A 23,582-nucleotide genomic window follows, 5' to 3' on the forward strand; every position below is an offset into this window, starting at 1 on the left:
CGGGTTATAACACTTCGGCGTCGGAGGCGGTACAATCCCTCCACATGTTAACTCCCTCTCCCGTCGGGAGGGGGGAAGATATTTACTTGCCAGGCGCTTTCATGACTACTCATCATTCGCTGTACAGCCAGATCCCCGCTACCGACCGTCTCCTTCGCGAGCCCCGCATTCATGCTGCCGTTGAGCGTTTTGGCCATACCGCGACGGTGGAGATGTTACGCCTGCTTCAGGACGAAGCCCGATGCGCTATTCAGGCAGAAAACGCCTTGCCCGACTGGTGCGCAGCGTGGGAGCAGGAAGTTGAAAACCGGCTGGATGAGAAAGCGCAAAGCGCGTTACGCCCGGTGATTAACCTGACCGGTACCGTGCTGCATACCAACCTGGGACGCGCGCAGCAGGCGGATGAGGCTATCGCGGCGGTTGTGCAGGCCATGCGGGCGCCCGTGACGCTGGAGTACGATCTGGACGGCGCCGGACGCGGGCATCGTGACCGGGCGCTGGCGGATCTGCTGTGCCAGCTGACCGGTGCGGAAGATGCCTGCATTGTGAATAACAACGCCGCAGCGGTACTGCTGATGCTGGCGGCCACCGCCAGCGGCAAAGAGGTGGTGGTTTCCCGCGGCGAGCTGGTGGAGATTGGCGGGGCGTTTCGTATTCCGGACGTGATGCGCCAGGCTGGCTGCACGCTATATGAAGTGGGCACCACTAACCGCACCCATGCGAAAGATTATCGCGCGGCGGTGAATGAAAATACCGCCCTGCTGATGAAGGTCCACACCAGCAATTACCATATTGAAGGCTTCACCAAAACGGTTGAAGAGGGCGAGCTGGCGGCGATTGGCCGCGAACTGAATATTCCGGTGATTGCCGATCTCGGCAGCGGCTCGCTGGTGGATCTGAGCCTTTACGGGCTGCCGAAAGAGCCGATGCCGCAAGAGATGATTGCTGCGGGCGTCAGCCTGGTCAGCTTTTCCGGCGACAAGCTGCTGGGCGGGCCGCAGGCCGGGATTATCGTCGGCAAGCGCGAGCTGATTGCGAAGCTGCAGCAGCATCCGCTCAAGCGCGCCCTGCGAGCCGATAAAATGACGCTTGCCGCGCTGGACGCGACGCTGCGGCTCTATCTCCACCCGGAAAAACTGGCCGACCGCCTGCCTACGCTGCGTCTGTTAAACCGCGATGCCGCCTCGATTCGCGCCCAGGCCGAGTTACTGCTGCCGCGTATTGCCCCGCACTACCCCGATTTTGACGTTCGCATTGAACCCTGCCAGTCGCAGATTGGCAGCGGTTCGCTGCCGGTGGACAGGCTACCGAGTGAAGCGCTCACGTTCACCCCGCGTGACGGCCGCGGCAGCCACCTTGAAGCCCTGTCGTCGCGCTGGCGTGGCCTTCCCGCGCCGATTATCGGGCGGATTTACGATGGCCGAATGTGGCTGGATCTGCGCTGCCTTGAAGATGAAGAGCGATTTCTGGAGATGTTGTTGAAATGATTATTGCCACCGCCGGTCACGTCGACCATGGAAAAACCACGTTGCTGCAGGCGATTACCGGCATAAACGCCGACCGCCTGCCGGAAGAGAAAAAGCGCGGCATGACCATCGATCTGGGCTATGCCTATTGGCCCCAGCCTGATGGCCGCATACTGGGTTTTATAGATGTACCGGGGCATGAAAAGTTTCTGTCTAACATGCTGGCGGGCGTGGGCGGCATCGATCATGCCCTGCTGGTGGTGGCCTGCGATGACGGCGTGATGGCGCAAACCCGCGAGCACCTGGCGATTCTGCAGCTGACCGGCAACCCGCAGCTGACCGTGGCGCTGACCAAAGCCGATCGCGTGGATGACGCACGCGTCAGCGAGGTGCGCGAAGCGGTACAGGCGACCTTGCAGGAGTATGGTTTTGCCGATGCACCGCTTTTTGTCACCGTGGCGACAGAAGGGCGCGGTATCGATGAACTTCGCCACCACTTACAGCAGCTTTCGTCGCGTGACCACGCCAGTCATCACCGCTTCCGTCTGGCAATTGACCGGGCGTTTACCGTCAAAGGCGTGGGGCTGGTGGTGACCGGTACGGCGCTGAGCGGTGAAGTGAAAGTGGGGGATAGCCTGTGGCTGACGGGCGTTAACAAACCGATGCGCGTGCGCGGCCTGCATGCGCAAAATCAGCCCGCGGAGCGTGCTCATGCCGGGCAGCGGATCGCGCTGAACATTGCAGGGGATGCGGAAAAAGAGCAGCTTAACCGCGGCGACTGGCTGCTGGCCGATGCCCCACCTGAGCCGTCTGAACGCGTCATTGTCTCCCTGCAGACAAACGTGCCCCTGACCCAATGGCAGCCGCTGCATATTCACCACGCGGCCAGCCATATCACCGGGCGCGTGTCGCTGCTGGAAAACGACCTTGCCGAACTGGTATTCGATTCTCCGCTCTGGCTTGCAGACAACGATCGTCTGGTTCTGCGTGATATTTCCGCGCGGGAAACGCTGGCCGGGGCACGGGTGGTCGCGCTGAATCCACCGCGACGCGGCAAGCGTAAACCTGAATATCTGCAGTGGCTGGCAGCGTCGGCGCAGGCCAGCGATGATAACGCCGCGCTGCGGGTGCATCTCGATCGCGGTGCGGTGAGCCTGCGTGATTTTGCATGGGCACGCCAGCTGAGCGAGGAAGGGTTACGCCTGCTGGCCCAGCAGCCGGGCTTTATTCAGACTGGAAACAGTCTGCTAAACGCCCCGGTTGCTGCACACTGGCAGCGTAAAATACTGAACACGCTCGCAACGTACCATGAACAGCATCAGGATGAGCCTGGCCCGGGCCGTGAGCGTCTGCGGCGCATGGCGCTGCCGATGGAAGACGATGCGCTGGTGCTGCTGCTGATTGAAAACATGCGCGAAAGCGGGGCGATCAAAAGCCACCACGGCTGGCTGCATCTGCCGGATCACAAGGCCGGGTTCACCGAAGAGCAAGAAGCGGTATGGCAAAAAGTGGCCTCGCTGTTTGGCGATGAGCCGTGGTGGGTTCGCGATCTGGCCCGCGAAACGAATACCGACGAGCAGGTAATGCGTCAGGTATTGCGCCATGCGGCGCAGCAGGGGCTGATAGTCGCGATCGTGAAAGATCGTTATTACCGTAACGATCGCATTGTGGCTTTTGCGAACCTGATCCGCGAGCTGGATCAGGAGCGGGGCTCTACCTGTGCAGCCGATTTCCGCGACCGGCTGAACGTGGGCCGCAAGCTGGCGATTCAGATCCTGGAGTATTTCAACCGCATCGGCTTTACCCGCCGTCGCGGTAACGATCATTTATTGCGAGATTCGTTATTATTTCCTGAAACTCCGTGACCCCCGTCGTAAAGCCGTTACCGGTTGGCGAGAAAATCGCCAGCCGGAACTACCCTTGATGTACACCAACAGCAAGGAGACGGTCATGACAAACAATCCTCCCTCATCGCGTATCCAGCCCGGCGAGTATGGTTTTCCCCTCAAGCTGAAGCCCCGTTATGACAACTTTATTGGCGGCGACTGGGTGGCACCCGTCGACGGCGAATACTATTCCAACCTGACCCCCGTTACCGGCCAGCCGCTGTGCGAAATAGCCAGCTCAGGCAAGCGCGACATCGATCTGGCGCTGGATGCGGCGCACAAAGCGAAAGATAAATGGGGCCACACCTCCGTTCAGGATCGTGCGGCCATTTTGTTCAAAATCGCCGACCGGATGGAGCAGAATCTGGAGCTGCTGGCGACGGCGGAAACCTGGGATAACGGCAAGCCGATCCGGGAAACGATGGCGGCAGACGTGCCGCTGGCCATTGACCACTTCCGCTATTTTGCCTCCTGCATTCGCGCTCAGGAGGGCGGAATAAGCGAGGTAGACAGCGACACCGTGGCGTATCACTTCCACGAACCGCTGGGCGTCGTCGGGCAAATCATTCCGTGGAACTTCCCGCTGCTGATGGCGAGCTGGAAAATGGCGCCCGCGCTGGCCGCCGGCAACTGCATTGTGCTGAAACCGGCGCGTCTGACCCCGCTCTCGGTGCTGCTGCTGATGGAAATCGTTGGCGATCTTCTGCCGCCGGGCGTGATTAACGTGGTCAACGGCGCGGGCGGTGAGATAGGAGAATATCTGGCTACCTCGAAACGGATCGCTAAAGTGGCGTTTACCGGGTCGACGGAAGTGGGCCAGCAGATTATGCAGTACGCCACGCAGAACATCATTCCGGTTACCCTGGAGCTGGGCGGGAAATCCCCGAACATCTTCTTCGCGGACGTGATGGAGGAAGAGGATGTCTTCTTCGATAAAGCCCTGGAAGGGTTCGCGCTGTTTGCGTTTAACCAGGGCGAAGTCTGCACCTGCCCGAGCCGCGCGCTGGTGCAGGAGTCCATCTATGAGCGCTTTATGGAGCGGGCCATTCGCCGCGTAGAGTCTATCCGCAGCGGTAACCCGCTCGATAACGTCACGCAGATGGGGGCGCAGGTCTCGCATGGACAGCTGGAAACTATCCTCAACTACATCGATATCGGCAAGAAAGAGGGGGCGGATATTCTGACCGGCGGTCGCCGTAAGGTGCTCGGCGGGGATCTGCAGGAAGGGTATTACCTTGAGCCGACGATCCTGTTCGGTCAGAACAACATGCGCGTCTTCCAGGAGGAAATTTTCGGACCGGTACTGGCCGTGACCACCTTCAAAACGATGGAGGAGGCGCTGGAGATTGCCAACGACACGCCGTATGGCCTGGGTGCCGGCGTCTGGAGCCGTAACGGTAATCTGGCTTATAAAATGGGCAGAGGCATTCAGGCCGGGCGCGTATGGACCAACTGCTACCACGCCTATCCGGCGCACGCGGCATTTGGCGGTTATAAGCAATCGGGCATCGGGCGTGAAACCCACAAGATGATGCTGGAACATTATCAGCAGACGAAATGTTTGCTGGTCAGCTACTCCGATAAACCGCTGGGGCTGTTCTAATCGCCCTGCTCAGGCCGTCCATGGGCGGCCTGAGCTATTTGCTGGCGCAGGCAGTTCAGAACGCCATCCAGAACGTATTGCACGCGCCAGGGTTGGTATTCGCGTTTGCGGAAGATGGCCGTCAGATCGAGCCACCACTCTTCCTGATGCGGGAAGCAGGGGACCAGCATCCCTTGCGTTAATTCTCTTTTCAGACTCTCTTTTGGCGCAAAAACAATCCCAAGATTATTTCTTGCCAGCTCCAGGGCCGTCTGCGTATTGTCGCAAATATAATTACCGGTCACCCGGTAGTCATGCACGTTATCGCTGCCATGCACGCGGAAACGCCATATATTTGCATCATCGACCAGCATGGAATCAATGAGAATACAGGAGTGATTAATTAAATCTTCAGGTCCCTTTAAGGGATGCTTATTTAAATACTCAACGGTTGCAAATGCCGTAACGGAATATTTTGTTAACACGCTGGCAACCAGACTTTCGTCTTTCGGCTGCGCATAGGTAATTAAAATATCGCAGTCATCTGGAAACGAAACACCTTCAGCAAATTCATTGCGATCCAGATTGTACGTTTTCAGGGATATGCGGATGTCACCGATATCCTCGATTTTGTGGATCACATGCCGCGACAGATAGGTCACAATACCCGTAGGGGCGTAAATCGTGACCTTACCGCGTTTTTCATGCTTGTAATCAGCAATGAAATTAACAAGTTGCGTGTTTTTATCCAGCGTGGCGTTAACGTAGGGAAGTAACGCTTCACCGAACTGAGTAAGAGCCAGCTGGCGCGTGGTGCGTTCAAAAACCTTGAGTCCAACCCGCGTTTCAAAATCAGACAGATATTTGCTGACGTTGGCCTGCGCCATGCCCAGCAGGGCGGCGGCATCACCAATGCTGCGAGTTGCGGCGATGACGGATATGATTTTTAATTCGCGTGGCTTTAGCTGTAAATTACTCATCCTGCGCACCCATCTATATGATTTTATATATAATATTATATAAACCGCAGCGTTGCATTGGCAAATTTGTAACCATTATTATGCGCCTCGCTTGTTTGGCATTTTAATGGATTACATGTAATGACTATTAAATACAATTTACTCATCGCTGCCACGTTATTTGCAACATCATCAGCAATGGCCGGTGACTTTTCACTAGGAGCGGGGGCTGTATTTAATGAGTCTCCTTACAAAGGCTATAACGAAAATACGACCGCAGTACCGTTAATTAGTTACGAAGGCGATAGCTTTTATGTTCGCCAGACCACGGGCGGATGGATCCTGTGGAAAGACGCAAAAAATGAACTCAGCCTGACCGCATCGTGGATGCCGCTGCATTTCGATCCTGATGACAACGACGACCATCAGTTGAAAAAGCTTGATGAGCGTAAAGCTTCTGCCTTCCTCGGCGGCGCGTACTACCGCCACGAAAGCTGGGGTTCGCTGAAAATGGCGGTCTCGGGAGATGCCACGGATGAAAGCGGCGGTATGATCGGCGAGGTTTCTTACTTCCGTCCAATCAGGATGGAACGCCTGACCCTGACGCCCTCTGTCGGTATTTTCTATAGCGACGAAAGCTATAACGACTACTACTACGGTGTATCCGGCAGCGAGTCTCGCCGCTCCGGACTGGATGAATATACCGCCGGTGACAGCTGGACGCCATACGTTGGTCTGGCGGCTAAATATCAGTTAACCCAGAAGCTATACCTCAACGCCAGCGCGGTTTACACCGTTTTGCCTGACGACGTGAAGAACAGCCCGATGATCGATCGCGACGACAGCTTCGCGCTGATGACCGGCCTGACCTGGCGTTTCTGATGCGCTAAAGCCGGGTGGCGGCTTCGCCTTGCCCGGCCTACATGGACTGCCATCGCAGTTTTACGTAGGCCCGAGCAAGCGAAGCGCTGCCGGGCATATTTGAGAGCACCTATCTCCCGTTTCCCTTTCCGTCATGACTTCCTCATTAATATTCCTGATACGCTAATGCGATCTGCGCCATCAATAAAGGTGCGTATCATGATGTATCATTCTTAAAGAAATTTATACCGGGCACTCTCGCCCGGATTTGGCGACGGGCGCGAATTAAGCACGGATATCAGGAGTCGTTATGTTTTATCCGGCTTACATCCATTCTGATTCCGACGGTAGCGCCAGCGGCTATCTCAAAAGAACTGGATTTTAACGTGCGCGAGGCGTAACACATGAACCGATTTATCGTGGCGGATGCGGAAAAATGCATTGGGTGCCGCACCTGCGAAGTGGCCTGCGCGGTGTCGCATCAGGACATCGTCTCCGCAAATGCCTTTTCGCCCCGCCTTCGGGTGGTTAAGGGGGACGACTACACAACGGCAGTGGGTTGCCATCAGTGCGAGGACGCGCCGTGTGCTAACGTCTGTCCAACTCATGCCATCAGCCGTACGGCGGGAGCCTGGCTCGTTGAGCAGACGCGCTGCATTGGGTGCAAAAGCTGTATGGTGGCGTGTCCGTTAGGGGCGATGCAGGTGCGCCTGGAGGGAAATAGGGCGCAGGCGCTGAAATGTGATTTATGCCTGCATCGCGAAGGCGGACCGGCCTGCGTGGAGGCCTGTCCAACCCACGCGTTGCGCTGCGTTGATCCTGCCAGACTACGCGCCGAACGGCTGCATAATCTGGCGTAAGAACTTACTGACCGTCTTCGCGCCAGGCTTTTTCAATTTCTTCGGCGAGAATTTTAACACCCGCTTCGATTTTTTCCGGATCGGGCACGTAGTTCATGCGCATGCACTGGTGAGTATGCGGCCACGGCTTATCCAGCCCCGGGAAGAAATAATCGCCCGGTACCATCAGCACGCCGCGCTTTTTCAGGCGCTGGTAGAGCAGTTCGGTGGTGATAGGCAAATCCTTAAACCACAGCCACAGGAAAATTGCTCCTTCAGGTTTGTGAATCAGGCAGCGTTCTTCCGGCAAGTAGCGGCGAAGTATCGCAATCGTCTCCTGAACGCGCTGGTAATAGTATGGCTTGATCACGTCATTCGACAGACGCAGCAGGTCGTTGCGCTTAATCATTTCGCACATCATCGCCGGGCCAATGCCGCCCGGTGAAAGGCTGATAATGCCGTTCATATTGGTAATGGCGGTGATGATTTTCTCGTTGGCGATGATGATGCCGCAGCGGCTGCCCGGCAGACCCAGCTTAGAGAGGCTCATGCACAGGACAATGTTCGGGTTCCACAGCGGACGTGCTTCGCTGAAGATAATGCCCGGGAACGGCACGCCGTAGGCGTTATCGATCACCAGCGGAATACCGTGCTGATTCGCCAGCACATCCAGCTTCATCAGTTCGTCGTCGGTGATCACGTTGCCCGTTGGGTTAGTCGGGCGCGATACGCAGATCATGCCCGTCTCTTCACCAATATGCAGGTGTTCAAAATCGACGTGATATTTGAACTGGCCTTCCGGCAGCAGCTCGATGTTCGGGCGCGCGGAGACGAACAGATCCTCTTCCAGGCCGGAATCAGCGTAGCCGATATACTCCGGTGCCAGCGGGAACAGCACTTTTTTGGTGGTGCCGTCGGCGCGACGCCCTGCGAACAGGTTAAACAAGTAGAAAAACGCGCTCTGGCTGCCGTTTGTCAGTGCAATATTCTGTGGTTCGATATCCCAACCCAGCTCGTCACGCAGCATTTCGGCGAGGAGTGCCAGCAGTTCGGTTTTACCCTGCGGGCCGTCGTAATTGCAAAGCGCATCGGTTGCTTTGCCGCTTTCCAGCATCTGAGCGAGCAGCGTCTGGAAATAGGTATTCATCTCCGGGATTTGAGCCGGGTTTCCGCCGCCGAGCATGATTGCGCCCGGTGTGCGCAGCCCGTCGTTGAGATCCTCCATCAGGCGAGTAATGCCTGAATGGCGGGTAAATTTGTCGCCGAAAAGTGAAAACGTCATAGCAGGTGATCTGTCGAGCTTATTTTGAAAGTGGGTAACCATAACGCTAGCACCGTGCTGGTGCAAATCGGGTGATGTGGTCGGATTTGTTGTTTTGTATGGGGGAGTGGGATTTATGTAGTGAATAGTTCTGGTGGATTTTCCCTCAGCCCATCCCTCTCCCACAGGGAGAGGGAACTGGAGTGTGCCGTTATTGATTACCTGCCCATACCACCATCACCTTATCGCCATTGTGCTCGCGCACGAATCCATACCCCTCGTTCAGCGACAGCGTGGTTTGTTTGCCTTCACCAATCGCCGGGTGGCGGGCGCGGAACTGGCCCAGCGTTTGCCAGTGGGCGACGGTTAAGGCCTGCTTGCCCGTGACGTCCTGCCAGTTCATATCTGACCGGGTGCCCTGTAATGGGTCAGAACCCGTCGGACCGAACGGACGCTCGGATTCATCACCGTAATAGATTTGTACGCTGCCCGGAGCCAGCAGAAGCAGCTCCGCCGCGCGCTGGCCCCCTTCGCGGAACAGACGCGTATCGTGTGATGAGAGATAGCTCAGCACGTTGAAGCTTTGCAGCTTTTCCGCCATCTGCTGCCAGGTGAGATCCATATCGGCCAGACAATCCACCGCTTTTGCCGCCTGCTCCTGATAGTCAAAGTTGATCATCGCATCAAAACCGTGGCGGTAATAATCGCTTTGCATCACCCCGTGGCCCCAGGATTCTCCGGTCATCCAGAACGGTGCGTTGTCGAGCTTTTTGTCCGGGTTCGCCCCTTTCCAGGCGGCCAGCGCCTGGCTTGCCTGGTCTTTCAGCTGTTGCCAGGCCGCAAGCTCAACGTGTTTCGCCGTATCCACCCGGAAACCGTCGATGCCGTAGTCACGTACCCACTGGCTCAGCCAGTGGGTCAGATAATCGCGCGGGGTATATCCCGGGATGGCCTTCGCGTGGGTGTCGGGCTTGTGTTGGTAGAAGTTTGGCAATCCGGAAGGCGTCGTGGATTCCGTTTTCAGATCCGGCAGAAATGCCAGCGACATGGTCAAATCGTCGAAGCCGGGGTTGTCGTAATCGCCGATGTCCGTGCGGATCCACTTTTTGCCCCACCATTTCTCCCATGCGGCTTTGTCGCTAAAGTTGATGTAGTCGTTAAAGCTGTGCCAGCTTTGGCCTGCACCCGGCTTCCAGTCCGTCCAGCGTTCTCCCAGCGTCTTTTTCAGCTCATCACCCTGCAGATACAGCGAGCCAAACTGGTACTCCTGCATATCAGCAAGCGTCGCGTAGCCCGCGTGGTTCATGACGATATCGAACAGGATGCGAATGCCGCGCTTGTGCGCTTGGTCGACAAGATGGCGTAAATCATCTTCGGTGCCCATGTTGGCGTCGAGCTTCGTCCAGTCCTGGGTGTAGTAGCCGTGATAGGCGTAATGCGGGAAATCCCCTTTAGTGCCACCGCCTACCCAGCCGTGGCTCTGCTCAAGCGGGGAGCTTATCCAGAGCGCGTTCACTCCCAACTGCTGTAAATAATCGAGCTTGCCGGCAAGTCCTTTGAGATCCCCGCCGTGGAAGGTGCCAATCTCCTGCATACCGTCTTTATGACGACCGTAGCTGTTGTCGTTGCCCGGGTCACCATTCACATAACGGTCGGTCAGCACAAAATAGACGGTGGCGTTTTGCCAGCTAAACGGCGCTGGCTTGTCCGTTTCGGCGCGCTCAAGCAGCAGCAGGCCGTTACTGTTGGCGGCGGGCTGCAGGGTGATTTTTCCATTCTGCACCGTCGCCGTCTGTTTACTGTAGTAGTCGCGTACGACGGAGCCCTCCGGGAAGGTACTGCTGACGTCCAGCGTCAGCGGTTTGCCGTCCCACTTCGGACACTGGCGGATGACGTTTGCAACCGGCTGTTCTGCGACACTCTGAATCGTCAGCAGCAGGGTGGGCGTGCCGGAGCGGGTATCAATCCGCATCTGGTAGTCACCGTCGCGAAAAAGGCGCCACTGCGGCGGCGTGCCGTCACAGGGCTTGAGCGACAGCATCTCATTGAGTTTTATCGCGTCCGCAGGCTGCCAGCACGTCTTGTCAAAACTCAGCGTCAGAGGACGCGTACCCTTCGCAAGCTTTGCCTGGCTGGTGAAGACCCCGGCGCCTTTGGCACTAAATGCGCTAAACCCCGGTGATGACCAGTCGGCATGCGCCAGTGTGGGTAACATCAGAAAGGCTAATGCGGTACGTTTCATTCCTTTTTCCTGTCGCGGCATTTTTGACCAGTGTGCCATCAGGCGGGGAGCTGAAACTCATCCCCTGTCGCTTTCTGCCGGGAGGATGCGTGAGGATGAGTGATCTCGCGCAAAATTAGGCAGTTATCTGCGATAGCGCGCACATTTTTTCGGAAATGATGTTTTATGAGCAAGTTTCAGGTGACATAGTTTCGGAATTGGACTATTTCTATACGTGCTCTTGAAGTCTATTTTTGATATGATTTGAGATTCCGCTCTCAAATTTGTGAAAAAAATAAGGTGTTGGGATGATTACATCCGACCAGGAGACCTAATGATATCGACTCCCATTCGACGATATGGGGCTGCGATACTCATGTTACTCACCACGGCATTTTCGGGTGAGGTGCTTGCGAAGACGCACACGGATACAACGAGTAAGAAAGCCCACGTAATAAAGACGACAAGTAGTAAGGTTAGCAGTAAACAAGAGTATTCTCGCAATAGTGCAAAGAGTAGTTCACTTCCTGATTTGCGAAAATACCCTTCCGGAACACCAAGGAAAAAAGCGTTTCTCCGGACGGTAATGCCTTACATCACGAGTCAAAATGCCGCGATTACTGCGGATCGTAACTGGCTGATTTCCAAACAGTACGATAGCCGCTGGTCGCCGTCCGAGCGCGCGCGTCTGAAAGATATCACGAAGCGCTACAAGCTGAGCTGGAACGGTAACACCCGTCGTGTGCCGTGGAATGCTCTCCTTGAGCGTGTGGATATCATCCCGGGCAGCATGGTTGCGACCATGGCTGCTGCCGAAAGCGGCTGGGGTACTTCTAAGCTTGCGCGTAGCAACAACAACCTTTTCGGCATGAAATGTGTGAAAGGTCGTTGTAATAATGCCCCTGGCAAGGTGAAAGGCTATTCGCAGTTTGAATCTGTGAAGGATTCCGTCAGCGCCTACGTGGTGAATCTGAACACGCACCCGGCCTACTCATCGTTCCGTAAATCCCGCGCTCAGCTGCGTAAAGCGGACCAGGAAGTGACGGCCAGTACGATGATCCACAAGCTGAAAGGTTATTCGACAAAGGGACAGAGCTATAACAACTATCTGTTCGCCATGTACCAGGATAACCAGCGCTTAATCGCCGCCCATATGTAATCTCGAAAAAACGCCTTCCACTGGAAGGCGTTTTCTTTTCTATATCAACACCTCGCTGTGGCGATCCCGATACTCCTTCGGCGTGGTGTCATATTCCTTGCGAAACACGGAATAGAAATATTGCAGAGACGGGTAACCGCACATCTGCGAGATTTCGTTGATCGACAGCGACGTGGAAATGAGCAGGCTGCGTGCTTTCTCCAGCTTTTCAGCATGGATGACGGCATGAATGGTTTCGCCCACCTCTTCTTTAAAACGCTTCTCCAGATTCGAACGCGAAATGCCCACCGAATCCAGCACCTGATCGACCTTTATCCCTTTGCAGGCGTGGTTGCGAATGTAGTGCATGGCCTGAATAACGGCCGGGTCGCTTAAGGAGCGATAATCGGTTGAGCGACGTTCTACGACGCGGACAGGAGGCACGAGCAAGCGCTGAAGCGGCAGAGATTCTTTATCCAGCTGACGATGCAGCAGCTTCGCCGCCTGATAGCCCATCTGACGCGTGCCCTGAGCAACGGAGGAGAGCGCCACGCGAGACAGATAGCGGGTCAGTTCTTCATTATCAATGCCAATCACGCACAGCTTTTCGGGCACCGGAATGTGTAAATGTTCGCAGACCTGCAGCACGTGCCGCGCGCGGGCGTCCGTCACGGCGATAATACCGGTTTGCGGCGGCAGCGTTTGCAGCCAGTCCGCCAGGCGGTTTTGCGCGTGCTGCCAGTTTTCCGGCGCGGTCTCCAGCCCCTGGTACACCACGCCGCGATACTTCTCCTGTGCGACCAGCTGGCAAAACGCGTGTTCTCGCTCAACGGCCCAGCGCTTGCCGCTGGTGGTGGGTAAACCATAAAACGCGAAGCGGTGAACGCCTTTCTCTTTTAAATGGAGAAAGGCGGCCTCGACCAGGGCATGGTTATCGGTGGCAATATAATGAACCGGCGGATAGTGTTCGGGCGAATGATAGGAGCCACCGACGCCCACGATCGGAACGTCGACGTCGGTCAGCAGTTGCTCAATAACGGGGTCGTCATAGTCGGCGATGACGCCATCGCCCAGCCAGTCTTTGATGTTCTCCAGACGGGTGCGAAAATCTTCTTCAATAAAAATATCCCATTCAGATTGCGACGCCTGCAAATATTCACCCACGCCTTCCACCACCTGACGGTCGTAGGCCTTATTGGCATTGAATAACAACGTAATGCGGTGACGCTTTTCAAACATGGCTCACTTCCCAATTAAGTCACAATACGGTTATCAGGCCCGTCGCTTGGTGGCCGAGTCCATCCAGACTGCCAGTAAAAGAATGGCCCCCTTGACGATATACTGCCAAAACGTCGGGACGTCCATCATACTCATCCCGTTATCCAACGACGCCATGATAAATGCCCCCATGACCGCGCCCGCCACGCTCCCGATACCCCCTGCGAGGCTGGTGCCGCCAATGACGCAGGCGGCGATAGCATCCAGCTCGGCGATGTTACCGGCGGAGGGAGAACCGGCACCCAGACGCGAGCTGAGGATCAGCCCGGCGATAGCGACCATCAGGCCGTTAATGGCGAAAACCGCGAGTTTGGTGCGTTCGACGTTAATACCCGAGAGACGGGCAGCTTCAAGGTTGCCGCCAATGGCATAAATACGGCGGCCAAACGCGGTGCGCGTCGCCATAAACATGCCGCCCAGCAGTAAAAGCGCCAGCAGCAGGACGGGTGTCGGGACACCGCGATAGTCGTTTAAAAGCCAGATGGCGCCCAGCACAATGACCGCCGTGAGCGCCTGACGTCCCACCACTGAGGTTGAAGCAGGTGAAGCCAGCCCCAGCGACTGACGACGCATGCGTCCACGCCACTGCCACGCGACAAACGCCAGCAACCCCACCACACCGATCGTAAAGCCTACGCTATCTGAGAGGTAACTCTGGCCAATCTGCGACATGGCTGCACTGGTCGGGGAGACGGTGGTGCCGTTAGTGATGCCTATTAAGATCCCGCGGAAGGCCAGCATCCCCGCCAGGGTGACAATGAACGATGGCACCTTACGGTAGGCAACCCACCAGCCGTTCCAGGCCCCCAGAACCAGACCCAGCACCAGCGTGACCGCCACGGTTAGCGGCAGCGGCCAGCCGAGCCAGACGTCAAAAATTGCCGCGACGCCGCCGAGGAGCCCCATCATCGACCCGACCGACAGGTCGATCTCCGCGGAGATAATCACGAACACCATGCCCACGGCCAGAATGCCGGTGATAGCGGTCTGGCGGAGCAGGTTGGAGACGTTACGCGCGCTTAAGTACGAGCCATCGGTCATCCAGGTAAAGAACAGCATGATGACGATAATGGCCGCGATCATCACGAAAACCTGCAGGTTAAGCGCTTTTAGCCCCGCGAACGCACCGGGCGTCGGAACAGCGACTTTGATATCAGACGGATTGCTTTTCGACATGACGTTCGCTCCTTAAAGCGGCTTCCATCACCTGCTCCTGCGTCAGGTTCTGGTTAATCAGGTTGGCTTTCAGTTTTCCCTCATGCATGACCAGCACGCGGTCGCTCAGGCCGAGCACTTCGGGTAACTCAGACGAAATCACAATGACGGCAATCCCTTGCTGTACAAGCTGATTAATCAGTTTGTAGATTTCATATTTGGCACCGATATCAATCCCGCGCGTGGGCTCATCAAGGATTAATATGCGTGGATTGAGAAGCAGGCAGCGCGCCAGAATCGCCTTCTGCTGGTTTCCCCCGCTCAGGCGGCCTATCGCCAGCTCCGGCGAGGAGGTTTTGACCTTCAGCCGGGCAAGCGACTGGAGGATGCACTGCTGCTCGGCGGCGTCGTCCAGGCTGCTCAGCGCGCCGGAGAACCGATCGAGTGCCGCAAGCGTAATGTTTTTACCCACCGCCATTACCGGTACGATGCCGTCTTTCTTACGATCTTCCGGCACCATGGCAATACCGTGGGCAATCGCCTGCTGGCAGTTGTCGATTTTCACCGGCTGGCCGTCGATATAAATGGTGCCCTCCCAGCGCCCCGGCCACACGCCAAACAGACACTGTACGGCTTCGGTGCGCCCGGCACCGACGAGGCCAGCAATCCCAAGAATTTCACCGCTGTGAAGGGAAAACGAGACGTTATTGACGCGCTTGATGTGGCGGTTAACGGGGTGCCACGCGGTCAGATTTTCCACGCGCAGCACTTCATCGCCCTTAGCGTGAGGCTCATTCGGGTAGAGCGCCGTCAGCTCGCGGCCCACCATCATGGTGATGATGTCATCTTCACTCATGCCCGCCGCTTCACGCGTGCCGATGTGCTGCCCGTCGCGGATCACGCAGATGGTGTCCGAAATGGCTTTGACCTCGTTCAGCTTGTGCGAAATGTAGATACAGGCGATGCCGTGGTTTTGCAGATCGCGGATGATGTTGAGCAAAACCGCGGTTTCCTGTTCGGTAAGCGAGGCTGTAGGCTCATCAAGGATCAGCAGCCTGACCTGCTTATTGAGCGCTTTAGCGATTTCGACCAGCTGCTGTTGCCCGAGGCCCAGATCCCCCACGCGGGTATCCGGTGAAATGTTGAGGCTCACCTGCGCCAGCAGCTTTTCGCAGCGGAGCGTCATGGTGTCGTAATCCAGCACGCCGTGGCGGGAAATTTCGGCTCCGAGGAAAATGTTTTCCAGTACGGTGAGATGCTTCACCAGCGCCAGCTCCTGGTGAATGATGGCGATGCCTTTGCGCTCGGTATCGCGGATGTGTGTCGCCTGAATCACTTCGCCGGCAAAGATGATTTCGCCTTCGTAGCTGCCGTGTGGGTAGATCCCGCACAGTACTTTCATCAGCGTCGACTTGCCCGAGCCGTTCTCGCCGCACAGTGAAACCACTTCGCCGGGGTTCAACCGGAGGCTAACGTTATCGACGGCTTTCACCGTGCCGAAGCGCTTGGTGATGCTTTTCATTTCAAGTAAATAGGGCATAACCGCTCCACATAACCCGAGGGAAGAACAGTACAACGTGATGCGCCCCCGCAGAGCAGGGGCCGCGCCGGATTACAGTTCGCTCTTCTTGTGGAAACCGTCTTTAACCACGGTGGCGTCAATGTTCTCTTTATTGACTTCAATCGGCGTGAGCAGGCGAGCCGGAACGTCTTTCAGGCCGTTATTCAGCGTTGCGTCTGCCTTAGGTTGTTTGCCATTGCCCAGCTCCACGGCGATTTCCGCCGCCGTATTGGCCAACTGGGTAATCGGTTTGTAGACCGTCATGGTTTGGGTGCCTGCGATAATGCGTTTTACGCCAGCGAGATCGGCATCCTGTCCTGAAATGGCGACTTTTCCGGCCAGTCCCTGGGCGCTCAGAGCCTGGATAGCACCGCCTGCAGTGGCATCGTTGGAGGCCACAACCGCATCAATTTTGTTGTTGTTGGCCGTCAGCGCGTTTTCCATAATTTTCAGCGCGTTTTCTGGCAGCCAGCCGTCGGCCCACTGATCGCCTACCACTTTAATTTTCCCGTTGTCGATGTACGGCTTAAGGACTTTCATTTGACCTTCGCGGAACAGTTTGGCGTTGTTATCTACCGGAGAGCCGCCCATCAGGAAATAATTGCCCTGAGGCACTTTGTCGATCAGGCTTTGCGCCTGTAATTCCCCGACTTTTTCATTGTCGAATGAAATATAATAATCAATATCCGCATTATTAATCATGCGGTCATAGGCCAGGACTTTTATGCCTTCCTGTTTGGCTTCTTTCACCACGTTACTTAATACCTGGCCGTTATAGGGGATAATGACCAGAACATCGACGCCACGGTTGATCATATTCTCAATCTGCGACATTTGTGTTTCTTCGTTGCCGTTAGCCGACTGAACAAACACGCTGGCGCCGAGGGATTCTGCTTTTTTAACAAAAATATCGCGATCTTTTTGCCAGCGCTCCAGGCGCAGGTCGTCAATCGCCATACCAATTTTAACCTCTTTGGCATGCCCTGCAAAGCTTGCAAGGAGGAGCGTAGTGCAGAGCGTTAGAGTCAGGTTCTTTATCTTCATAATTATTAGGCCTTTTTGTAGGGGTATGTGTTGCTGAGATAAAAGAAACATTCACTGCTGAGACGCAGCAAATTTTTAACGCGGAAAGGCGGGCTGGCAATTACAGATTTTTATCTTCTCATTATGATATTTGGTTTATTTCTGAATTTATGACCGCGATCGGATTTTAAAATACGTAACGTCTTAATTACATTTGATTCTGGAATATGCGCCGAAAAATAGTTTGTCTGCGCATTATTTTGCGAGCCAGCGCACAGTTGTGCATTCTCTCAATAGCAGTGTGAAATAACGTAATTGAGCAACCCAAAATGTCTATTCACTATTACTCCTGTATCAACGACTCGCCGCATACCCTGATTATGGAGCTCAATATGCAAGCTTATTTCGACCAACTCGATCGTGTTCGTTACGAAGGCCCGAAAACGACCAATCCTTTAGCATTTCGTCACTACAACCCGGATGAGCTGGTGCTGGGTAAGCGCATGGAAGATCATCTGCGCTTTGCCGCCTGTTACTGGCATACCTTCTGCTGGAATGGCGCCGATATGTTCGGCGTGGGTTCCTTTGACCGCCCGTGGCAGCAGCCTGGTGAGGCTATCGAGCTGGCAAAGCGCAAAGCCGATGTGGCGTTTGAGTTCTTCCACAAGCTGAACGTGCCGTACTACTGCTTCCATGACGTCGACGTGTCGCCGGAAGGCGCGTCGCTGAAAGAGTATCTGAACAATTTTGCGCAGATGGTGGATGTACTGGCGGCAAAACAGCAGCAAAGCGGCGTGAAGCTGCTCTGGGGCACGGCAAACTGCTTCACCAACCCACGCTACGGCGCGGGTGCGGCCACCAATCCGGATCCGGAAGTGTTTAGCTGGGCGGCCACGCAGGTTGTGACGGCAATGAACGCTACGCATCAGTTGGGTGGCGAAAACTATGTCCTGTGGGGTGGCCGTGAAGGCTATGAAACCCTGCTCAACACCGACCTGCGCCAGGAGCGCGAGCAGATTGGCCGCTTTATGCAGATGGTTGTCGACCACAAGCACAAAATCGGCTTCCGCGGCACGCTGCTGATCGAGCCGAAACCGCAGGAACCAACCAAGCACCAGTATGACTACGACGTCGCGACCGTGTACGGCTTCCTGAAGCAGTTCGGCCTGGAAAAAGAGATTAAAGTTAACATTGAAGCCAACCACGCCACGCTGGCGGGCCACTCTTTCCACCACGAGATCGCGTCTGCAATTGCGCTGGGCATCTTCGGCTCTGTCGATGCGAACCGTGGCGACGCGCAGCTGGGCTGGGACACCGACCAGTTCCCGAACAGCGTGGAAGAGAATGCGCTGGTGATGTACGAGATCGTCAAAGCGGGCGGTTTCACCACCGGCGGCCTGAACTTTGACGCCAAGGTGCGTCGCCAGAGCACCGATAAATACGATCTGTTCTACGGCCACATTGGCGCGATGGACACCATGGCGCTGGCGCTGAAAGTGGCGGCTCGTATGATTGAAGACGGCGAGCTGGATAAACGCGTAGCGAAGCGTTACAGCGGCTGGAACAGTGAGCTGGGCCAGCAAATCTTGAAAGGTCAGTTATCGCTGGCGGAAATTGCGAAGTACGCTGAACAACAGCAGCTGGCGCCGCAGCACCAGAGCGGGCACCAGGAACTGCTGGAAAATCTCGTAAACCACTATCTGTTTGATAAGTGATTGAGCTGAAGATGCACGTAGGCCCGGTAAGCGTTAGCGCCACCGGGCATTTCTGTTAAAGGAGTCACCGTAATGTATATCGGGATCGATCTTGGCACATCGGGTGTGAAAGCCATCCTGTTGAGCGAGCAGGGCGACGTGTTAGCAACGCAGACGGAAACGCTGCAGGTTTCACGTCCGCATCCGCTGTGGTCGGAGCAGGATCCGGAGCAGTGGTGGCAGGCGACGGATCGCGCAATCAAAGCTTTAGGAGAGCAGCACAGCCTTCGTGACGTGAAAGCGCTGGGGATTGCCGGGCAAATGCACGGCGCTACGCTGCTCGATAACCAGCATCGCGTGCTGCGCCCTGCGATCCTCTGGAACGATGGCCGCTGTGCGGAAGAGTGCGCGCTTCTTGAGGAACGCGTGCCCAATTCCCGCGAGATTACCGGCAACCTGATGATGCCCGGCTTTACTGCGCCCAAATTGCTGTGGGTGCAGCGCCACGAACCGGAGATTTTCCGTCAGGTGGCGAAAGTCCTGCTGCCGAAAGACTATCTGCGTTTTCGCATGACGGGCGATTTTGCCAGCGACATGTCGGATGCCGCGGGCACCATGTGGCTCGACGTGGCGAAACGCGACTGGAGCGAGGCGATGCTGGATGCCTGCCATCTGACCCGGGAACATATGCCCGCGCTGTACGAAGGCTGTGAGGTGACAGGCACACTGCTGCCAGCCGTTGCGGAACGCTGGAATATGCCTGCCGTACCGGTGGTGGCCGGGGGCGGCGATAACGCGGCGGGCGCCGTGGGCGTTGGCATGGTTGAGGCGGGGCAGGCGATGCTCTCGCTGGGAACGTCCGGCGTCTATTTTGCCGTCAGCGACGGGTATCGCAGTAATCCTGAAAGCGCTGTGCACAGTTTCTGTCATGCCCTTCCCGGGAAATGGCATTTGATGTCGGTGATGCTCAGTGCGGCGTCCTGCCTGGATTGGGCGGCAAAACTCACCGGCATGGCCGACGTTCCGGCGCTCATTTCCGCGGCCCAGCAGGCGGATGACGCTGCGGGTACCGTCTGGTTTTTACCGTATCTTTCCGGCGAGCGTACGCCGCACAACAACCCGGAAGCGAAAGGGGTGTTCTTTGGCTTAACTCATCAACATGGCCCGGCAGAACTGGCGCGCGCGGTTCTGGAAGGCGTGGGCTATGCGCTGGCCGACGGGATGGACGTGGTGCACGACTGCGGCCTGAAGCCGACGAGCGTCACCCTGATTGGCGGCGGTGCGCGAAGCCCTTACTGGCGACAGATGCTGTCGGATATCAGCGGTTTGCAGCTGGATTTCCGCACCGGCGGGGATGTCGGGCCCGCGCTCGGTGCCGCGCGCCTGGCGCAGATAGCCATTCATCCGGAACAACCGCTTTCGCAACTGTTGCCGCAGCTTACGCTTGAACAGGCGCACGTACCTGACGCGGAGCGCCATGCGCGGTACGCGGAAAGGCGTAATGTGTTCCGCAAAATCTACCAGCAGCTGCTGCCGCTGATGTCGTAAATACGCTTGTCCGGGAGAGGCACGAGGATGTCCTTTTTTGGTCTGTGCGTGCCTTCATTTCCTTGCCAGTATGGTGTCACACCCACTGGCGAGGAGATTTATCATGTCACGTATTGCATTAATCAACATTGATACTCAGCAGTCATTTCATCACCGCAATTACTGGCAGGAAAGCGAGATCCCAGCCTTTCAGCAGGCGATGCTGGGGCTGATTGAAGGCTGCCAGACGCGCAATATTCCGGTCGTTGATATTTTTCACGTGGATGAAGACGGCCCCTTCACGCTGCAAAGCGGCTATGTCAAACCGATGGCCTTTTTGCGTCATCAGCCGGATGTGGTTTTTCAGAAACACGTCCATAATGCCTTCACGGATACCGGGCTTGACCGCTGGCTGCGCGAGCGTGATATCAACCAGCTGATTATCTGCGGCATTCGCACTGAACAATGCTGTGAAACCACCGCCCGGGTGGCATCCGATCTGGGTTATGCTGTGACCTTTGTTAGTGAGGCAACGCTGACGTTTCCCATGACGTACAAGGGGATAACCCTTAGCGCAGCGGAAATTCGCCATCGTACCGAGACGGTGCTGGCCGGGCGTTTTGCCGAGATTAAAACGGTAGCGGAGACGCTGGAGTCATTGTAATGCGCATCGACGTCTGGTTCGTGATGTTGCCCGGGGTGCTGTCATTAGACATGACCGGCCCGGCAGAGACCTTTGTGCTGGCAGGCGACGCGTTTCGCCTGCATTACATTGGCCCGCAGCCGGAGGTTCCGACGTCCATTGGCCTGACGATGAGCGGCATCCAGCCGCTGCCGGAGCGTCTCCCGGAAGGCAGCCTGCTGGTGCTGCCGGGTGTGAGCGACTCCCGCAGTCAGTTCTCAACGCCACAGGCGCAGCAGATCCAGCACTGGTTGATGCGCCTGCAGCCGCAGATCCAGCGCCAGGAAATCACCGTGATGTGCGTCTGTTCAGGGGCCTTACTGGCGGCTAAATCGGGCCTGTTGAACAACCGGCAGTGCACGACCCATCATGACGTTATTAGCCGTTTACGCACCGCGACCCCCACGGCGACGATTAAAGAAAACCGCATCTTTGTGCAGGATGAGAACATCTGGACCAGCGCGGGGATCACGTCAGGCATCGATCTGGCGCTGCATATGATTAACCGCCTGTGCGGCCCCGAAAAGGCGCTGAGTGTGGCGCGTGAGATGGTGGTCTGGTTCCGCCGTTCCGGTGACGATCCCCAGCTCTCTCCGTGGCTGCGCTACCGCAATCATCTTCATCCGGCGATCCATCGGGCGCAGGATGCGCTCACCGCCGAGCCGCAAAAAACGTGGAGCTTGCCTGACATTGCCGCACTGGCGCACGTCAGCCCGCGTCATCTCACCCGGCTTTTCCAGTCACATTTAGGGATTAGCGTTCGCGATTATCTGGAACAGCTGCGTCTGGCGGTGGCGGAGCAGTGGCTATTGCAGGGGCGCGGCGTTGAGCAGGCTTCACTGGCGGCGGGCTTTTCCTCCCCGCGCCAGTACCATCGCGCCCGGCAGCGCAGCGTTAACTGACGAAGCGGCGAACGTCTATTTTTTGCAGCAGCATCGACAGCAGCAGGCTGATCGCCAGCGTGGCGGCAAAAATCCAGACCATATCCAGCACCGGCCAGCTTTTTAGCTCAACGCCTCTCGTGCGCAGCGCGTGGATCACCAGCGCGTGAAAACCGTAAATCCCGAGAGAGTGCCGCGAGATAAGGCTCAGCACGGGCAGGGGACGCGCGTTCAGGGTATTTTTGGCGAGCGTGAGCAGCGAAACGGCACAGATAAAGACCATCGGCCCGCAATAGAGATACCAGGTATCGGCAAAATTGCCGCGCCACTGCAGCTCGTGCAGCGTCCCGCGTGAAATCACCGCCACCCCAGCGATAAACAGCGCCCCGCAGAGCCAGTTCAGACCGCGTTTTTGCGTGTCCATCATCCCGATGGCGCGCCCCAGCATGCCGTAAAGCACGTAGTAAAAAGTATCGCCATTGATATAAAGGTTCACCGGCAACCACTCAAATCCGTCGATTTTTTGCGAAACCGTATTCGGGTTGGCGATGATGCCAATCACCACCATCAGGGCCAGAAGCATTTTACCGCTGACGTGTTTTACCTGGATGAGCGGGGAGACCAGATAGATAACGATAATGGCGAAGAAGAACCACAGGTGGTAGAACACCGGTTTTTGCAGCACGTATTTCAGCGATAGCCCGGCGTTAATGGAGGTAAACAGCGTGATATAGAGCAGGGCAACGGCGCTGTAGAACCCCAGACAGGCCGCGATGCGGATGAAGTGCCGCGGCTGCGCGCTGCGTTCGCCAAAAAAGAGAAAGCCGGAAATCATAAAGAACAGCGGCACGCTGACGCGTGACGCAGAGTTGAGAATATTGGCGATATCCCAGTTAACGGGGCTGATGCTGTGGGCATTCGTGACGTACCAGGTCGTCGTGTGGATCATGACCACCATCAGGCACGCTATTCCTCGCAGGTTATCAATCCAGTTAATTTTTGACTGCATCAGTTCCTCGTATTCCCTGTAAATTGAGTGTGACTGCCATTGTCCAAAAGTCTTCGCTTGGAAAATTCTGAGTTTTATTCCGCAGGCTTGTAGGGAGGCCGCGAGATTCGCAGAATGCCGGACCGTAATCTATAAAAGCTTTGATACTAAAAATAACAGCCACTGACCAGGGCGGTAATAAAAATGATGATGAAGCGTGTGGCGTCACTCTTTCTGCTGGCGATCCTGGCGGGATGCAGCGCACCGCAAGAAGCACCTGTGCAGAAAGCGCAGCAGGGTAAAATGAGCCCGGAACGTTCACTGAATATGGAAGCGCTCTGTAAAGATCGGGCCGCTCGCCGCTATAACTCTGACGTACAGAAAATTGATGTCACCGGGTTTGAGCGTTTTCAGGGAAGCTATGAGCTGCGGGGGCATACGTCGCGCAAAGAGGGCTTTGTCTGCTCGTTTGATGCGGACGGTCAGTTTTTACACCTCTCCATGCGCTAGCCTGCTCGTATAATCAACAGCCAGACGCCGTCAGCGTTCTGGCCGGAAGGCTTATTTCCCCAATTTTCCC

General features: G+C 56.3%; 19 protein-coding genes. 11 read left to right on the plus strand and 8 right to left on the minus strand.

Annotated features, from left to right (window positions below; genetic code table 11):
* The first annotated feature begins 101 nt into the window (after window positions 1-101).
* The 3 genes from selA (at window position 102) to aldB (ending at window position 4,955) form a co-directional block, all read left to right on the plus strand.
* Window positions 102-1,487, plus strand: a complete 1,386-nt coding sequence (selA, locus tag F0320_RS00655; protein ID WP_149323941.1) for an L-seryl-tRNA(Sec) selenium transferase — start codon at window positions 102-104, stop codon at window positions 1,485-1,487.
* The gene (gene selB / locus F0320_RS00660; RefSeq protein WP_149323942.1) at window positions 1,484-3,331 is read left to right on the plus strand and encodes a selenocysteine-specific translation elongation factor; all 1,848 of its coding nucleotides are present in this window, start codon (window positions 1,484-1,486) and stop codon (window positions 3,329-3,331) included. The genes selA and selB overlap by 4 nt, the downstream gene beginning before the upstream one ends.
* Window positions 3,332-3,416: 85 nt before the next feature.
* Entirely contained in the window at window positions 3,417-4,955 is a 1,539-nt protein-coding gene (gene aldB, locus F0320_RS00665) for an aldehyde dehydrogenase AldB (RefSeq protein ID WP_149323943.1), read from the plus strand.
* Here aldB and F0320_RS00670 read toward each other — a convergent pair.
* Window positions 4,952-5,914 carry a LysR family transcriptional regulator gene (locus F0320_RS00670; protein ID WP_149323944.1) on the minus strand — a complete coding sequence of 321 codons (963 nt, stop codon included), beginning with the start codon at window positions 5,912-5,914 and terminating at the stop codon, window positions 4,952-4,954. The two genes, aldB and F0320_RS00670, sit on opposite strands and share 4 nt — an antisense overlap.
* Window positions 5,915-6,034: 120 nt before the next feature.
* On the opposite strand from F0320_RS00670, the gene F0320_RS00675 reads away from it, so the two are divergent.
* Window positions 6,035-6,775 carry a MipA/OmpV family protein gene (locus F0320_RS00675; RefSeq protein WP_149323945.1) on the plus strand — a complete coding sequence of 247 codons (741 nt, stop codon included), beginning with the start codon at window positions 6,035-6,037 and terminating at the stop codon, window positions 6,773-6,775.
* Window positions 6,776-7,158: 383 nt separating this feature from the next.
* The gene (locus F0320_RS00680; protein WP_149323946.1) at window positions 7,159-7,614 is read left to right on the plus strand and encodes a 4Fe-4S dicluster domain-containing protein; all 456 of its coding nucleotides are present in this window, start codon (window positions 7,159-7,161) and stop codon (window positions 7,612-7,614) included.
* Between the two features lie 4 nt (window positions 7,615-7,618).
* Here F0320_RS00680 and avtA read toward each other — a convergent pair whose 3' ends face one another.
* Both avtA and F0320_RS00690 read right to left on the minus strand, forming a co-directional pair.
* Complete coding sequence (avtA, locus tag F0320_RS00685) at window positions 7,619-8,875, minus strand: valine--pyruvate transaminase (RefSeq protein WP_149323947.1); 1,257 nt, start codon at window positions 8,873-8,875, stop codon at window positions 7,619-7,621.
* Window positions 8,876-9,065: 190 nt separating this feature from the next.
* Entirely contained in the window at window positions 9,066-11,096 is a 2,031-nt protein-coding gene (locus F0320_RS00690) for an alpha-amylase (RefSeq protein ID WP_126330490.1), read from the minus strand.
* Between the two features lie 313 nt (window positions 11,097-11,409).
* On the opposite strand from F0320_RS00690, the gene F0320_RS00695 reads away from it, so the two are divergent.
* Window positions 11,410-12,234, plus strand: coding sequence for a protein bax (locus F0320_RS00695; RefSeq protein ID WP_032661838.1), 825 nt, complete (start codon window positions 11,410-11,412; stop codon window positions 12,232-12,234).
* A gap of 39 nt (window positions 12,235-12,273) precedes the next feature.
* Here the strand turns inward: F0320_RS00695 and xylR are convergent, their stop codons facing one another.
* The 4 genes from xylR to xylF form a co-directional block, all read right to left on the minus strand.
* The gene (xylR, locus tag F0320_RS00700) at window positions 12,274-13,452 is read right to left on the minus strand and encodes a D-xylose utilization transcriptional activator XylR (RefSeq protein ID WP_149323948.1); all 1,179 of its coding nucleotides are present in this window, start codon (window positions 13,450-13,452) and stop codon (window positions 12,274-12,276) included.
* 33 nt (window positions 13,453-13,485) lie between these two features.
* Window positions 13,486-14,667: a xylose ABC transporter permease XylH gene (gene xylH, locus F0320_RS00705; protein ID WP_126330494.1), complete on the minus strand. Its 1,182-nt coding sequence runs from the start codon at window positions 14,665-14,667 to the stop codon at window positions 13,486-13,488.
* The gene (locus F0320_RS00710) at window positions 14,645-16,186 is read right to left on the minus strand and encodes a xylose ABC transporter ATP-binding protein (protein ID WP_126330496.1); all 1,542 of its coding nucleotides are present in this window, start codon (window positions 16,184-16,186) and stop codon (window positions 14,645-14,647) included. The genes xylH and F0320_RS00710 overlap by 23 nt, the downstream gene beginning before the upstream one ends.
* Before the next feature lie 72 nt (window positions 16,187-16,258).
* Entirely contained in the window at window positions 16,259-17,251 is a 993-nt protein-coding gene (gene xylF, locus F0320_RS00715) for a D-xylose ABC transporter substrate-binding protein (RefSeq protein ID WP_032650791.1), read from the minus strand.
* 371 nt (window positions 17,252-17,622) lie between these two features.
* Here xylF and xylA point away from each other — a divergent pair, with 371 nt between their 5' ends.
* The 4 genes from xylA (at window position 17,623) to F0320_RS00735 (ending at window position 22,035) form a co-directional block, all read left to right on the plus strand.
* Entirely contained in the window at window positions 17,623-18,945 is a 1,323-nt protein-coding gene (gene xylA / locus F0320_RS00720) for a xylose isomerase (RefSeq protein WP_087823749.1), read from the plus strand.
* Window positions 18,946-19,017: 72 nt separating this feature from the next.
* A complete protein-coding gene (gene xylB, locus F0320_RS00725) occupies window positions 19,018-20,472 on the plus strand; it encodes a xylulokinase (protein ID WP_126330498.1) in 1,455 nt (484 codons plus the stop codon).
* A gap of 103 nt (window positions 20,473-20,575) precedes the next feature.
* Complete coding sequence (locus F0320_RS00730; protein WP_126330500.1) at window positions 20,576-21,115, plus strand: isochorismatase family protein; 540 nt, start codon at window positions 20,576-20,578, stop codon at window positions 21,113-21,115.
* The gene (locus F0320_RS00735) at window positions 21,115-22,035 is read left to right on the plus strand and encodes a GlxA family transcriptional regulator (protein ID WP_126330502.1); all 921 of its coding nucleotides are present in this window, start codon (window positions 21,115-21,117) and stop codon (window positions 22,033-22,035) included. The genes F0320_RS00730 and F0320_RS00735 overlap by 1 nt, the downstream gene beginning before the upstream one ends.
* Here the strand turns inward: F0320_RS00735 and F0320_RS00740 are convergent.
* Window positions 22,028-23,023: an acyltransferase gene (locus tag F0320_RS00740; RefSeq protein ID WP_126330504.1), complete on the minus strand. Its 996-nt coding sequence runs from the start codon at window positions 23,021-23,023 to the stop codon at window positions 22,028-22,030. The two genes, F0320_RS00735 and F0320_RS00740, sit on opposite strands and share 8 nt — an antisense overlap.
* A gap of 183 nt (window positions 23,024-23,206) precedes the next feature.
* On the opposite strand from F0320_RS00740, the gene F0320_RS00745 reads away from it, so the two are divergent.
* Entirely contained in the window at window positions 23,207-23,512 is a 306-nt protein-coding gene (locus F0320_RS00745; RefSeq protein ID WP_047651750.1) for a YsaB family lipoprotein, read from the plus strand.
* The last annotated feature ends 70 nt before the right edge of the window (window positions 23,513-23,582 follow it).

This window comes from Enterobacter dykesii (assembly GCF_008364625.2).
Classification (GTDB): domain Bacteria; phylum Pseudomonadota; class Gammaproteobacteria; order Enterobacterales; family Enterobacteriaceae; genus Enterobacter; species Enterobacter dykesii.